We start from the raw sequence: 13,078 nt of genomic DNA, 5'->3' as shown, positions 1-13,078 counted from the left end.
AAAGAAATGGCTTTAGAAATTACAGACAGCAATTTTCAAGAAATCCTGGCAGAGGGAAAGCCGGTCGTTATGGATTTCTGGGCACCTTGGTGCGGCCCTTGTAAGATGGTGGGACCAATCATCGATGAATTGGCTACTGAATATGAAGGAAAGGTGATTATTGGCAAATGTGACGTGGATGAGAACGGTGATGTGGCTGCCGAATATGGTATACGCAACATCCCTACAGTCTTGTTCTTCAAGAATGGAGAGCTGGTGGACAAGCAGGTAGGTTCTGCTCCGAAATCTGCTTACGTGGCCAAGATAGAAGCGATATTATAAGGTACTATTTGACGATTTACGATTTACCCTTTCGGCATCATGGCGCAGCTAAATAGTAAATAGTAAATCGTCAAATAGTCAATAACATTAACCCTTTAAGCAATAGTAAGTATGGGAATGGAAGACGATTTTTTGCAGAATGATGTCGATGATGAAAAGACCATCGAGTACATCAAGAATTATTTGCCGCAGGAGTTGAAAGAGAAGTTCTCTGACGACGAGTTCTATTATTTTCTCGATTTGATTGACGAGTACTATTCCGAGAGCGGCATCCTTGATGCACAGCCGGATGCGGATGGGTACATCGAGATTGATTTGGGGAAAATCGTGGACTATATTGTCAAGGAAGCCCATAAGGATGAGATGGGTGACTATGATCCGGAAGAAATCCTTTTCATCGTACAAGGTGAGATGGAATATACGGAATCTTTGGACGAAGAATAGTCTGTATCAAAAGTATAGTAAAATCGCGGATGAGCATGGCTTCATCCGCGATTTCTTGTTTTTATGTGACCGGTGGCGTATTCAGAAAAAAGAAGATGGACGTGCCGATGAGAATGACACCCAATACACCGTAGAACAGGCGAGCTTGTCGCCGCCCTACATTTTGTACGATAAACTGGGTGTTTCGGGCAGTAAAGAACCAGTTCCAGTCCAATATGGCTGCCAGCAAGGCGATGATGCCTGCGACGGCAAAAATCCCTTGAACGATGTATTGGCTCATGGAGAACTAAAAATTATAAATTAAAAAGAGGGGGAGGGGTTATTCAAAGTCTTCCAGGGTGACTTTCCGCTCTCCGTTCTCTATTTCCTCAATGGTCACTTTGATGGTATTACCCGGCAGAAGCTCCTCTACCAGCTCCGGCCATTCTATGAAGCAGAGGGCGCCGCTGTAGAAGTAATCTTCGTACCCCATGTCATACACTTCTTCCAGCTTCTTGATGCGGTAGAAGTCAAAATGGTAAATCAGTTCGCCGGCAGTGTCGGAACGGTATTCGTTGACAATGGCGAAGGTAGGGGAGGTGATGACGTCGGAAACGCCCAATTCCTCGCAAACGGCTTTGATGAAAGTCGTCTTGCCCGCCCCCATTTTTCCATAGAGGGCGAAGACGGTATTGTCACCCATTTCAGCGATGAACTGGCGGGCGGCTTCGTGAATCTGGTCTAATGACTGAATTTTGATTTCCATTGTGTCTTTTGATTTAGCGTTGCAAATATAGCCAAAAACTTTTTCCCGTCTTGCAAATGGCATAGATAATGATGGAAAAGAATATGATGGATGCACCCGAGGGGACATTCAAGTAGAAAGAAATCATCAGCCCGCCCAGGCAACTGAGGTAACCGATGCCGATGGAAAGCCAGATGATGCGGTGGAACCGGTGCGAGAACAAGTTGGCGGTCATCTGCGGAACGGTGAGCAGCGAAATGACCAGCACGATGCCCACCATGCGCAGGCATGCCACGATGGTCAGCGCAATGAACATCATCAGTACATATTCGAATACCTGCACCGGAATACCTTGCGAGCGAGCAAACTCCCGGTCGAAAGCCACGTAGATGATGGGATGGAGATACAGCGCGAAAAACAGTATCAGCAGGACGGCGAGCCCTCCCAATAGAGCGATGTCGCTCCAGGTAATCGTGAGAATGTTGCCGAAGAGATAGGCGGACAAGTCGGGGGCGAATCCCGGCGAGAGGAAAGTGAACATGATGCCCAGTGCCATGCCCAATGTCCAGAATACGGCAATGGCGGAGTCTTCCCGCATGTCCTTCCGTTTGCTGAGCCACTCTACACCGAAAGCGGACAAGACTGCAAACAAGGCTGCCGACAGAATGGGGGAAATGCCGGTATACAATCCCAGGCCGATACCGCCAAAAGATGCATGCGTCAATCCGCCGCTGATGAACACTAGTCTCCGGGTAACGATGTACGTGCCTATCAGCCCGCAAGCAATGCTTGCCAGCAGACTGCCGATGAGGGCATGTTGGAAAAAAGTGTATTGCAGTAGCTCCATTTATTCAATTAAAAATTAAGAATTAAAAATTAAAAGTTGGATGTGGAGTGTTAGGAATGGGGGGTGAGACGGCGTTCGCCGATGATGAGGAACACTTCATCCTTGATGTTGTCCGGCAAGGCTATGCCACGCAGTTGCAGGCTGCGCACCCATCCGGCTACGTCCGTGTCTTGCATGGTGTAGAACACGTCGCGGAACTCGTCTTCCTGCTCGGGAGTATAGGCATCGGGAGCGGTGCCGATGTATTTGTCCAGTTCTTCGTCATCGTAATATTCTATTTGCTTGCTGACGGCTGCCAGCAGGCTGTCACGTTCGCAGGTTTCGTGCTGTCCGCAGCACTCGGCATCCACTTCCTGCACTTCGGGCATGGCGTCCAGTTCGCCGCGGTCTATCTTCTTCTGCAGTTTCCGGTTGCGTATAATTCCGGCTGTGGCTGCCACGAGGGCAAGGGCAATCAAGCTAATAATCAATATCCACATGGGCTTCCTTTTCTTGAAAAACATGTTCCATTAATAGAACGGACAAAGATACATATTGTTTTGTACACGACAAAATAATGCTTCAGATTGCAGGTAGGTAGATTACTTCCACCCGACGCAGGCATTACTTGCTTGGAACGTAGTGTAAAACTACTTTGGATACATCCTAATCTTAGAATGTATCCTTTATTTCTAAGAATAAAGGTTATATTCTTAAGAATAAAGGCTGTATTTCTAAGAATAAAAGCTTTATTCTAAGATTGCATTGCATTTTGGCAGACTTTAAATCCCGCCTTTTGCAAGTCTTCCCAGTAAGCAGGGTAAGATTTGGTAACGACCTGTGGTTCATCTATCTGTATTTGGGGCAGTACAAGGCAGGCGGGGGCAAATGCCATGGCCATACGGTGGTCTTCGTAGGTGGCGATGACGGGGTCAGCGTCTGCCGGGCAGCGTTCGCCATCCCACAACAAGATGCTGTCTTGCTCGGAGCGCACGACGTAACCCAGTTTACGCAGTTCCGTAATGAGGGCGGTGATACGGTCGGTCTCCTTTATTTTAAGGCTTTGCAGTCCGGTGAAGCGGAAAGGGATGTCCATCAGGCAGCAGGTGACGACAAAGGTCTGCGCCAGGTCCGGGATGTCCACCATGTCTTCGTCGAGACGGGTGGCGGGAGTACCCTTACGGATCAGTTTTACTCCCCGGTCTGTATATTCGGTATGGACGCCGAGGCGGGCAAAGACTTCCGCGCCGCGGCTGTCGCCTTGATAGCTGTGGGCGAAGAGACCGAGCAGTTCGATTCCTTCAATTTTTAATTTATAATTTTTAATTCCTTCTATTGCCATCATCTGATACCAGTAAGAGGCGGCGCTCCAATCGCTTTCCACGGTGAAAGGGGTATCCGTGTATCTGCCGGGGCTGACGGTGATGCAATCTTCGGAGGTCCAGTCGGCTTGGGCACCGAAGTCGCGCATCAGTTGCAGGGTTAGGGTGATGTAGGGGCGGGAGATGATGCTGCCCGTCAAGTGCAGGCGCAGGCCTTGGGGAAGGACGGCGCCAATCATCAGCAGGGCGGATATGTATTGTGAGCTGACGTTACCGGCAAGGGATATGTCGCTGCCGGTCAGTTCCGTTCCGGTGATGCGCAAGGGGGGGAAACCTTCGTTTCCGACGTATTCTATCTGGGCGCCGAGCTTCCGCAGGGCGTCTACCAGTATGCGGATGGGGCGTTGCTGCATGCGTTGTGTACCGGTGATGATGCGGGTGCCCGGAGTTACACTGAGGTAGGCGGTGAGGAAACGCATGGCGGTGCCGGCGGCAAGGATATCTATATGTCCGGGATTTCCGTCGAGGGCGCGGGTCATCACCATGGTGTCGTCACAATCGCTCAGATTGCGGGGCAGGATATTGCCATGGGCAAGGGAGTGGAGGATGAGGGCGCGGTTGCTGATGCTTTTGGATGCCGGGAGTTGTATGGCGGCATGCAGGGCGATAGGGGCAGAAATGGTATATCGCATGGTCGTATTTGTTAAGTTACGGTGGTAAGGAGTTTTTTTATTGTCACTGCAAAAGTAGGATAAATCTTTGGGAAATGGAAAAAAGGAAACTTGTTTCTGTGGTTTCAATCTTTCGTTTATCTTTGCGGAGGTAAGTCCTGCTATCGGGACGGATAGATATAATTAAGCATCATTCTTATGGAAATAGATTTAACCACCCCCGCCTTGCTGTTTTCGGCCATATCGCTGATTATGCTGGCCTATACCAACCGTTTCTTGTCCTATGCCCAACTGGTGCGCACCTTGAAGGAACAGTACATGGAGAACCCGTCTTCGGTGAAGGCGGCGCAGATTGCCAACCTGAGGAAGCGGCTCTACCTGACGCGTGCCATGCAGGTGGCGGGTATCGGCAGCCTGCTGCTGTGCGTGGTCAGCATGTTCTTTGTCTATATCCGTCTCCATCTGCTTTCGGCCTATATCTTCGGTTTGGCGCTGATATTGCTGATTATTTCGCTGGCCATATCGGTGTACGAAATATATATATCGGTGAAGTCTTTGGAGATACATCTCAACGATATGCACGAGTAGAGGCACTACGGGATGATGTTCCGTACGGGGAGTTCCAGTTCTCCCCAGTCAATCATGGCATTGAACAGTCTGGCGGTGGAGAACGACGGCAAGTCTTCCGGTCTGATGTCTTTTTCCTGCAAGATTCCTTCTTCCAGCAAGGCTGCCCGTCTGGTCCCTTTCAGCAGGGGATGTGCTGGCGTGTACCAGTGGGTGCCGTCGGAAAGGGCGATGTTGGCGATGGAAGTGTCTGTCAGCAGGCCTTGTTTCACAATCAGAATGTCGTCGCATGCGCCGCGCAGGGCAAAGAGGCGGTTCAGCGGTTCGCGTCCGGCGCTTTTGTAGGTGTAGTCGATGTGGTCTGCCTGCATCAGTGCCAGCGAATGCACATGCCGCATGGCGTAGGGGGAGTAGCTGATGTCTTCAATGCCTTTTTCACCATACACTACGCGTGCCTTGACGATACCTGCCTTGCAGATGCCTGTCTCGCAGATAGAGTGCAGATAATCGGACAGTTGCAGCGGTGTGCTTTCCGGCCAGAAGTGGGCGCGGGTATCGTTCAGCCTTCGGTTGTGGCGGGAAAGGTTGCAGACCCTTCCGTGGTCGATGCGTATGGTCTCAATAAATAGGCACATATATTTTCTGTATTACTTCGTTGTATTCGCTTTCCCACCGGCTTTTGGCGGTGATGCCGCCTCCTGCCTTGAAGTGGAGCTGGCCGTTTTCCTGCTCGATGAAGCGTATCATGACAGCGCTGTCCAGCTGTCCGTCGGCATAATGCCCCATGATGCCGGTGTAGAAGCCCCGGCGGTAGTCCTCGGCCTGGGCGATGATTTCTACGGTTTTGGGCTTGGGGGCACCGGTGATGGAGCCGGCAGGAAGCAGGCGGAAGATGATGTCGCCCAGGTGTGCGGTGTAGTCTTCGGGCAGGGTGCCGCATATCTCGGAGCTGGTCTGGAGGATGGGGCCCTTATTGGTTTGCAGGCGGTCTATATATCGGTAGGAGGTCACTTCGACGTGTTCCGAAACCATGCTGAGGTCGTTGCGTATCAGGTCGACGATGGTGGCGTGCTCGGCTGCCTCTTTGGTGTCCTGCATCAAGAGCTGTTCCGCATCGGGCAGGGTAGCGTCGATGGTGCCTTTCATGGGGAAGGACTTTATCTTGCCCTTCTCTATGCGGACAAAGATTTCGGGGGAGAAGCAGACGAACCGGTCTTTCAGCCACAGCTTGTACAAGGCTTCGGAGTGGAGGAATATTTCTTCCAGTGTCAGATTGGTGGTGACGGGTACCCGGCAAGTGAGGTTCGTCAGGTAGCTGTTGCCTGCCAGCAGGTTTTGCTTCACGAGGTCGAACGAATGTCTGTATGCGGCGGGGGAAGGGGGAGTGATGTCCCACTGGATAGGGCCGGCGCATCGGGCGGCTGTGCTTCTGGCAAGGGCTGTTGCAGCCGTCTCCGTGTTGCCTGCCTTCGGGAATTGGAAAAGGCAGGTGGCGGGGTCTATCCGGTCGAGGGGCTCAATGTGCGACTGCTCTTGCGCGTAGTCTACGATGAAGAGGAAGGGCACATTGGCTCCGGCCAGTGCGTTCATGCGGGCGATGGTTTCTGTCCGGCTGTACGTCTTCATGCGTCAATAGACTGCGGAGGCTATCACCTGGATTATCAGAATGAGGAACACCATGGCAATGGGATATACCGTGGCATAGGCCACGCTCGGTATGTTGCTGTCCGTCATGGAGTCGGCGGCGGCAAGGCCGGGCGTACTGGTCATGCCGCCGGTGATGGTGCCCAGCAGGTCGAGAATGTTTATCTTGAACACGAACAGGCCTACGCATACTGCCACCAGCATGGGCACCAGCGTGATGGCGGCGCCTACGCCGAACAAGAGCCAGCCGCTTTCCTGGAACGTGGCCATCAGATTCCGTCCTGCCGATGTCCCTACTTCGGCAAGGAAGAGCAGCAGTCCCAGCTGGCGCAGCAGTTGGTTGGCAGGGCCGGACATGGACCACAGAATGGGGCCGGTCTTTCCGATGGCGCTCAGGAACAAGGCGACCATCAGGATGCCTCCCGTCAGTCCCGGAGAGAACGACAGACTGTCCGAGAAGGAGATGTTGAGCTTGCCGAAGAGCACGCCCAGCACGATGCCCAGGGCGATGGGGAAGAAGTCGGTGTCGGACAGTTGCTTGGTGTCGTTGCCCAGCAGGCGTGCCACTCCCTTGATGCCGTCCTTCTCGCCCACCACCATCAGTTTGTCGCCGAATTTTAGGGCCAGGTCGGGCGAGGGGGAGAGGTCGATGCCGCTTCGGCGGATGCGGGTGACGGTGCAGCCGAAGTTCTTCATCAGGTTGAGGTCGCCCAGCTGCTTGTTTATCATATCCTTCTTGGTGAGCAGCAGGGATTCAATCTCCTGCATGTCTACGAGTGGCAGTTCGCCTTCTTCGCGTTCGCCCACGAGGACGGCGAGCTGGTTTAAGGCCTCTTCGCTACCCACGGCTTGTATGTAGTCTCCCTCGTGCAGGATGGTCTGGGCGGTGGGGATGGCTATCTGCTCGTTGTGCTTGTGGCGTGAGATGACGGCTCCGGTCATGGCGCGCGCATTGATTTGCATCAGGCTCCGGTCGAAGACGGCGGGGTTGGTTACGCGGAACAGACAGGTTGTCAGTTCCGGGAACTGGCTGCGGCGTTCCTTCTCCAACCGGCGCGCCTCCTTGTCGAGGTCGATGCGCATGATACGGGGCAGCAGCTTAACGAAGAGAATCACGCCGATAACGCCGAAAGGATAGGCAATACCGTAAGCGATGGATGCCAGTGGGGAATGGGTGCTGTCAATGGCAACGGCGAGTCCCGGCGTACTGGTCAGGGCACCGGCTATCAGTCCCACGACACTGGGAGTATCGATGTCGAAGGCATATTTCAGTCCTACTGCCGTCAGGGCGGCGGAGCAGATGATGAGCAGGGTGATGATGATAAGCGTCTTGCCCTTGCTCCGGAAGGAGTCGAAAAATCCGGGACCGGCCTGGATGCCGATGGTGAAGATGAAGAGCACCAGTCCGAAGTTTCCTAATTCTTTGGGGATGATGACACCGAAGTGTCCGAACAGCAGGGCAATGAAGATGACGGCGGAGACGTCGAGCGAAAGCCCTTTAATCTTGATTCTTCCCAACATGAAGCCTAAAGCCACAATGAGAAAGAGCGCGAAATAGGAGGAGTTTAACAAGTCAGCAAACATAATCAGTTAAAGAGTTAGGAATTTATGTCACAAAGATAGTGCAAAAAAGTGAGATAGAAAAAGTATTGCTTCCTTGTGGCATATAAAAAAAGATGATGTGCCATCAACCGTTTTGACACATCATCTTAATATATATATCGGCCTATATGACCGGTATTCCTGCGTGGGGCAGGGCGGTACTTATTTTTCGAGTTCCTTCAGCAGTTCCTCTACGGCAGCTTTCAGCTGTGTGTCTTCTCCCTTCACGATGGTCTCGGGTGAATTGGCTACTTTGATGTCCGGCTCCAGCTGCGAGTTCTCCAGATAGCTGCCGTCCGACAGGCGGTAGCCCACGACGGGGATGCCGAATACCAATGACGGGTCTTGCAGGCGTTCCCACGACACGCTGGTCATGGTTCCCGGCACGGGCATGCCTACCAGCTTGCCCAGTCCGCGGTGGCTGTAAACCCACGGCGTGCCGTGCGCATTGGAGTAGTTGGCCTCGCACATCACCATGATGGAGGGTTTGTTCCAGCGGCGGCTGGGCATGTCGCACGTCTCGCGACCGCGCACCACTTGGGTGAAGTATTTTTGTCCACTGAAAAGTATTTCTATATCCTCGTGCAAGCGTCCACCGCCATTGAAACGGGTGTCGATGACGATGCCTTCGCGGTTGTTGTATTTTCCCAGGATGTCCGAGTAGACGGAACGGAAACTGTCGTCTCCCATAGACTCGATGTGCACGTAACCCAATCGGCCACCCGACCATCGGTCAACGTCTGCCGCACGCTGTTTCACCCAGCGGCTGTAGAGCAAATCACTGAACGCACCGTTCGTGATGGGGATAACGACCTCTTCCCAGCGTTCCTTGGTCTGTGGGTCGAAGAGGGAAACAAGTGTCTTCTTCCGTGCCTTGTTGTTGAGCAGCGTGTAGTAGTCTGCATCGGGGGTGATTTCCACGCCGTCTATCTTCTCGATGACTGTGCCGGCTTTCACCCGGGTGTTGGCTGTGTCGAAGGGGCCTTTCTCCACCACTTCGGCAATGAGCATGCCCCGGCCCGTGTAGTTCCAGTCGAAGAATAGTCCCAGACTGGCAGTAGGCTCGGACTGCCCTTTGGGATAGAAACGGCCACCGGTGTGAGATACGTTCAGTTCGCCCAGCCATTCGCTCAGCAGCTCGGCAAAGTCATAGTTATTGTCGATATGGGGCAGGAAGCGGCGATAGGCGGCGGTCATCTTGTCCCAGTCCACTCCGTGCATCGAGGTGTTGTAGAATCGCTTCTGCTGCTGGCGGTACACGTGGTCGAACATGTATTCGCGCTCCGCAGCCAGGTCCATCTTGGCATCTACCTGGAAGGTGATGGGGGTCAGCGCGTCGGATGAAGTGTCCATTTTCTGCATCTTGTGGCTGCCCAGCAGGAAGAGGCTTTTGCCGTCCTTGTCCAGCTGCATGTCCGCCCATCCGGCATCCATCTTGTGCAGCAGGCGGGTCTCTTTCTTGCGCAGATTCATCTTCCAGAGGTCGTAGCCGCCTTCGAAGGCTGCCAGGTAGTAGAGTGTCTCGCCATCCTTGGAGATGATGGTGCTGCCCATGTCGGAAGAATTCGGGGTGAGGCGCACCACACGGTCTTCGATGCCTTTCAGCTCTACGACGATGTCTTTCGGCTGGTCATCTTTTTCGTCAGCATTGCTGTCTTTCTTGTCGTCTTTCTTCTTTTTATCCTTGTTTTTGTCTTGGGGGGTGTCTTTTCCGGCAGACTTCTTTTGTTCCTTCTCCAGCTCCTTGCGCAGTTCGTAGTCTTCTTTGCTCAGGCAGTATTTGTCGTAGGCGTCTTGGTTGAGGAAGACGAGCATGGCGTCGTTCAGCGAGCCCCATGAGGCATGGGCACGCATGCCGTAGCGTTCGGTGGTGAAAAGGATGGCGTTGCCGTCCAGCGCAAAGTGGGGATAGCCGCTCATGTAGCCGCTATTGGTGAGGTTGATGATGTCTTTGCCTCCCTCTGCGCTGACCAGGCCGATGTCGGAGTAGGGGTCGTGCTTGTTACCCGTGAACTCAAGTGTAAACCATTTACCGTCCGGCGACCATGCGTAGTCAAATCCTCCGCCGGTGCTGTACCAGGTGGAGCCGTCCGTAATCTGGCGCACCTTCTTCGTCTCCAGATTGAGCACCATCAGCCGGATGCGGTCTTCGATGAAGGCGAGTTCCTTGCCGTCGGGCGAGAATTGCGGATAGGCACGTTCCACGGTGGTGGAGGGCAGCAGCACTTCTTCTTCAATCAGCGTGGCGTTCGGGAAGTTAGGGTCTTCCTTGCGGGCTATCTTGGCAAGGTAGAGCTGCCAGTTGCCGCCTCGCTCGCTGGCGTAGGCCAGGGTGCGGTTGTCCGTCGCAAAGGAGAGGCCCGCTTCGCGTGCCGGTGTGTGCGTCACCTGCTTGGTAGTGGCATAGTCTGCCGAAGTGACAAAGACTTCTCCGCGCAGCGTGAAGGCAATCTGTTTTCCGTCCGGGGACACAACGGCAGAGGTGGCTCCGTCGGAAGACTGCAGGTTGGCGAATTGCGGCCGGTCATCGCGCACCAGTTCTATGGCGACTTTCTTCGGGGTGGCATCCGGCTGCTGGGTATAGATTTCGCCGTCGTAACTGTAGCACAACGTCTCGCCGTCACTCATGGAGAGGAAGCGCACGGGATGTGTCTTGAAGCTGGTGATGGGCTTCACCTCTCGGGGCTGTGCCAGCGGGAAGGCATACACGTTGAATGAGCCGCCGTTTCTCTCACTCAAAAAGTAAACCGTTCTTCCATCGGGTGACAACACCGGGTTGCGGTCTTCGCCCGCGCGGTCGGTGAGGTTGGTATGGATACCCGTCTTTGCATCATACAGCCAGATGTCGCGGGTGATGGAGGAGGTGTGGTGCTTTCTCCATTCATCTTCAAATCCCTTGCGGTCTTGGTAGAGGAACTGCTGGCCCGCCTTGTCGAAGCAGACCGCTTCGGCAGGGGTGCCCAGCACTTGTTCCGTACGCCCTCCCGTTGCAGGTACTTTGTAAAGCTCGGTCATGGCCGACGTGGGGAAAAGAGCGCTGCTTGCCGGGTCCTGGATGGAGGCGGAAAACAGGATATACTTTCCGTCCGGAGTGAATGTGGAGGGTATCTCGCCGGTGGAGTGGGTAGTGAGCCGTTGGGCGGTTCCGCCGTCTGCCGGCATCACGAATACGTCGAAGTTGCCGTATCTGTCGCTGGCAAAGGCAATCTGTTTGCCGTCCGGCGACCATATGGGGGTACATTCGTAGCTCTCTTGGGTAGTAAGCTGTGTGGCGGTTCCACCTTTGGCAGGCACCTTGTAGATGTCTCCTTTGTAGCAGAATGCGATTTCCGTACCGTCGGGAGAAATTTGCACATCGCGCATCCAGAGCGGCGTGGCGGCATGTCCGGCAATGGCAGTAAGGCCTAGTGCAAGGATTGCAAGGGTTTTCTTCATAAATGTGTGGGTTGATGTTAATATAGAATGTTTATAAACGTCATGATGCTGTCCACAAGGCAAGGCACGAGGTATGTCATTTCATACCTCGTGCCTTGTATATCTGTTCTTTGGCATTGTTGATGCTTTGGAACTTCTCTTCTGCGGCTTTCTTGATGTCTTCGCCCAGCGTTGCCACCCGGTCGGGATGGTGTTTCAAGGCTAGGCGGCGGTAAGCGGCACGCACTTCGTCATTGGTGGCGGTAGGTTCAATTTCAAGTACTTTATAGGCCTCGTTCAGTGAGCTGCCGCCCAGGTTGAGCATGGATTCCACTTCCTTGACGGATAGTCCCATGTACATGGCCACTTCTTTCAAGGCTTCTATCTCCTCGTTGCAGACGTGTCCGTCGCTTTTGGCAATTTCTACCAAGAATACCAGCAGTTGCAAGCGTTCCTCGTATGTCAGGTTGGCGGCAATCTGCGTTCCGCAGTCACGGATGGTGTTTTTAAATGCCAGTGGGTTTTGTCTGTCCATCTGCTTGCGCTGTTCGAAGAGGTTGAGTAATATCCGTTCTCCCTCGCCCACGGCAGCCTCACCGAATGTGCTTCTCAGAAAGCGGCGGACGAATTCCATTTCACTATGCATGATGCGCCCGTCTGCACGGATAATGTACGAAGCCATCACGAGCATGGAGAAGAGGAAACTGTTCCGTTGCCCGGTATAGGTAGTGCCGTGCGTTGGTTCTTCTCCATAATAACTGCCTGCGCCACTTGAATCGGTGTCGAACAGTGAACCGAATACAAAACCTGCCAAGGCTCCCAGCGGTCCTCCGGCCATGAAGCCGATGATGCCGCCTATCCATTTAGCTGCTCCCATAATTTTTCTTGTTTAAAGTGCAAAAATAGAGATTTCTTACGAGAATTCCAGTAATTTGATGAGCTATTCCCGCTGAAGCGAATAGGCACCGTCTTCTTTTTGTACATATTCAGCATATTTATGGCAGCAAGTCTGTCATTAAGAAATACTATAAAAATTAAGGAGTTAAGTCTTAGACTTAACTCCTTAATGCTCAACAGTCGGGATGACAAGATTCGAACTTGCGACCACACGCCCCCCAGACTTCGCGAGAGATAAACTGATAACGGCTGATTATCAATTGTATATACTCTATTGCATCTCTTTCGGTTTACACTATGGTTTACCTATAGTATAATGCTGCTTGTTAATACTAAATCTTTATTTGGAATTATTGCTAATTAGTTAATTCCTATATGTCTAATTCTCATTTGCAAAAATAATACTTTTATTATTAATCTGTGCCTTCTATCGAGTAATTTTTATAGTCAGTTTTCCTTTTCAAATCCCCTCAAACTCTTATATATGATAAGATAGCTTGGAGCATTATTCAGCACTGCAATGAAGAGTGCGTACGGCTTCAAGCATTAATGATAAAAACAATTACCGGGTCACACTTATTTTCAGAAGATGGATAAGCATGTAGATTCGATGATGCGTAGCAATTTCAGTATGTGGACAAGACAT

13 protein-coding genes are annotated in these 13,078 nt (G+C 52.6%); 3 read left to right on the top strand and 10 right to left on the bottom strand.

The features are described 5' to 3' along the window. The first annotated feature begins 6 nt into the window (after positions 1 to 6). On the top strand, positions 7 to 321 hold the full coding sequence (gene trxA / locus DWX62_RS14455; RefSeq protein ID WP_005824191.1) for a thioredoxin: 315 nt from the start codon (positions 7 to 9) through the stop codon (positions 319 to 321). 111 nt (positions 322 to 432) lie between these two features. Beyond that, complete coding sequence (locus tag DWX62_RS14450) at positions 433 to 765, top strand: hypothetical protein (protein WP_005824189.1); 333 nt, start codon at positions 433 to 435, stop codon at positions 763 to 765. 61 nt (positions 766 to 826) lie between these two features. Here the strand turns inward: DWX62_RS14450 and DWX62_RS14445 are convergent, their stop codons facing one another. From DWX62_RS14445 to DWX62_RS14425, 5 genes are all read right to left on the bottom strand, one after another. Then, positions 827 to 1,045, bottom strand: coding sequence for an immunity 17 family protein (locus DWX62_RS14445; protein WP_005835118.1), 219 nt, complete (start codon positions 1,043 to 1,045; stop codon positions 827 to 829). A gap of 39 nt (positions 1,046 to 1,084) precedes the next feature. After that, complete coding sequence (gene tsaE / locus DWX62_RS14440) at positions 1,085 to 1,510, bottom strand: tRNA (adenosine(37)-N6)-threonylcarbamoyltransferase complex ATPase subunit type 1 TsaE (RefSeq protein WP_005824185.1); 426 nt, start codon at positions 1,508 to 1,510, stop codon at positions 1,085 to 1,087. A 13-nt stretch (positions 1,511 to 1,523) separates the two neighbouring features. Further along, positions 1,524 to 2,336, bottom strand: coding sequence for a metal ABC transporter permease (locus DWX62_RS14435; protein WP_005824182.1), 813 nt, complete (start codon positions 2,334 to 2,336; stop codon positions 1,524 to 1,526). Between the two features lie 50 nt (positions 2,337 to 2,386). Beyond that, a complete protein-coding gene (locus DWX62_RS14430) occupies positions 2,387 to 2,815 on the bottom strand; it encodes a hypothetical protein (RefSeq protein ID WP_034523094.1) in 429 nt (142 codons plus the stop codon). Between the two features lie 254 nt (positions 2,816 to 3,069). Continuing rightward, entirely contained in the window at positions 3,070 to 4,329 is a 1,260-nt protein-coding gene (locus tag DWX62_RS14425; protein WP_098032358.1) for a 3-phosphoshikimate 1-carboxyvinyltransferase, read from the bottom strand. 177 nt (positions 4,330 to 4,506) lie between these two features. Here DWX62_RS14425 and DWX62_RS14420 point away from each other — a divergent pair, with 177 nt between their 5' ends. Continuing rightward, complete coding sequence (locus DWX62_RS14420) at positions 4,507 to 4,896, top strand: DUF2721 domain-containing protein (RefSeq protein WP_005824170.1); 390 nt, start codon at positions 4,507 to 4,509, stop codon at positions 4,894 to 4,896. A 5-nt stretch (positions 4,897 to 4,901) separates the two neighbouring features. Here DWX62_RS14420 and DWX62_RS14415 read toward each other — a convergent pair whose 3' ends face one another. From DWX62_RS14415 to DWX62_RS14395, 5 genes are all read right to left on the bottom strand, one after another. Beyond that, entirely contained in the window at positions 4,902 to 5,510 is a 609-nt protein-coding gene (locus DWX62_RS14415) for an aminotransferase class IV family protein (protein ID WP_005835123.1), read from the bottom strand. Further along, complete coding sequence (locus tag DWX62_RS14410) at positions 5,494 to 6,501, bottom strand: aminodeoxychorismate synthase component I (RefSeq protein ID WP_005824166.1); 1,008 nt, start codon at positions 6,499 to 6,501, stop codon at positions 5,494 to 5,496. The genes DWX62_RS14415 and DWX62_RS14410 overlap by 17 nt, the downstream gene beginning before the upstream one ends. A gap of 3 nt (positions 6,502 to 6,504) precedes the next feature. Further along, positions 6,505 to 8,103 carry a TrkA C-terminal domain-containing protein gene (locus DWX62_RS14405; protein WP_005824164.1) on the bottom strand — a complete coding sequence of 533 codons (1,599 nt, stop codon included), beginning with the start codon at positions 8,101 to 8,103 and terminating at the stop codon, positions 6,505 to 6,507. Between the two features lie 180 nt (positions 8,104 to 8,283). Continuing rightward, positions 8,284 to 11,556: a S41 family peptidase gene (locus DWX62_RS14400; RefSeq protein ID WP_120137814.1), complete on the bottom strand. Its 3,273-nt coding sequence runs from the start codon at positions 11,554 to 11,556 to the stop codon at positions 8,284 to 8,286. 76 nt (positions 11,557 to 11,632) lie between these two features. After that, positions 11,633 to 12,412, bottom strand: a complete 780-nt coding sequence (locus tag DWX62_RS14395; protein WP_120137815.1) for a DnaJ domain-containing protein — start codon at positions 12,410 to 12,412, stop codon at positions 11,633 to 11,635. Between the last annotated feature and the right edge of the window lie 666 nt (positions 12,413 to 13,078).

The sequence above is a fragment of the Bacteroides sp. AF20-13LB genome (genome assembly GCF_003603065.1).
GTDB classification, from domain to species: Bacteria; Bacteroidota; Bacteroidia; order Bacteroidales; family Bacteroidaceae; genus Bacteroides; species Bacteroides uniformis.
This window is presented reverse-complemented; position numbering and strand designations above follow the sequence as displayed.

What these genes read in the sequence shown, in the direction of transcription:
- trxA (WP_005824191.1), top strand. Translation starts at nt 7, where the DNA reads ATGGCTTTAGAAATTACAGACAGCAATTTTCAAGAAATCCTGGCAGAG.
- DWX62_RS14450 (WP_005824189.1), top strand. Translation starts at nt 433, where the DNA reads ATGGGAATGGAAGACGATTTTTTGCAGAATGATGTCGATGATGAAAAG.
- DWX62_RS14445 (WP_005835118.1), bottom strand. Translation starts at nt 1,045, where the DNA reads ATGAGCCAATACATCGTTCAAGGGATTTTTGCCGTCGCAGGCATCATC.
- tsaE (WP_005824185.1), bottom strand. Translation starts at nt 1,510, where the DNA reads ATGGAAATCAAAATTCAGTCATTAGACCAGATTCACGAAGCCGCCCGC.
- DWX62_RS14435 (WP_005824182.1), bottom strand. Translation starts at nt 2,336, where the DNA reads ATGGAGCTACTGCAATACACTTTTTTCCAACATGCCCTCATCGGCAGT.
- DWX62_RS14430 (WP_034523094.1), bottom strand. Translation starts at nt 2,815, where the DNA reads ATGTGGATATTGATTATTAGCTTGATTGCCCTTGCCCTCGTGGCAGCC.
- DWX62_RS14425 (WP_098032358.1), bottom strand. Translation starts at nt 4,329, where the DNA reads ATGCGATATACCATTTCTGCCCCTATCGCCCTGCATGCCGCCATACAA.
- DWX62_RS14420 (WP_005824170.1), top strand. Translation starts at nt 4,507, where the DNA reads ATGGAAATAGATTTAACCACCCCCGCCTTGCTGTTTTCGGCCATATCG.
- DWX62_RS14415 (WP_005835123.1), bottom strand. Translation starts at nt 5,510, where the DNA reads ATGTGCCTATTTATTGAGACCATACGCATCGACCACGGAAGGGTCTGC.
- DWX62_RS14410 (WP_005824166.1), bottom strand. Translation starts at nt 6,501, where the DNA reads ATGAAGACGTACAGCCGGACAGAAACCATCGCCCGCATGAACGCACTG.
- DWX62_RS14405 (WP_005824164.1), bottom strand. Translation starts at nt 8,103, where the DNA reads ATGTTTGCTGACTTGTTAAACTCCTCCTATTTCGCGCTCTTTCTCATT.
- DWX62_RS14400 (WP_120137814.1), bottom strand. Translation starts at nt 11,556, where the DNA reads ATGAAGAAAACCCTTGCAATCCTTGCACTAGGCCTTACTGCCATTGCC.
- DWX62_RS14395 (WP_120137815.1), bottom strand. Translation starts at nt 12,412, where the DNA reads ATGGGAGCAGCTAAATGGATAGGCGGCATCATCGGCTTCATGGCCGGA.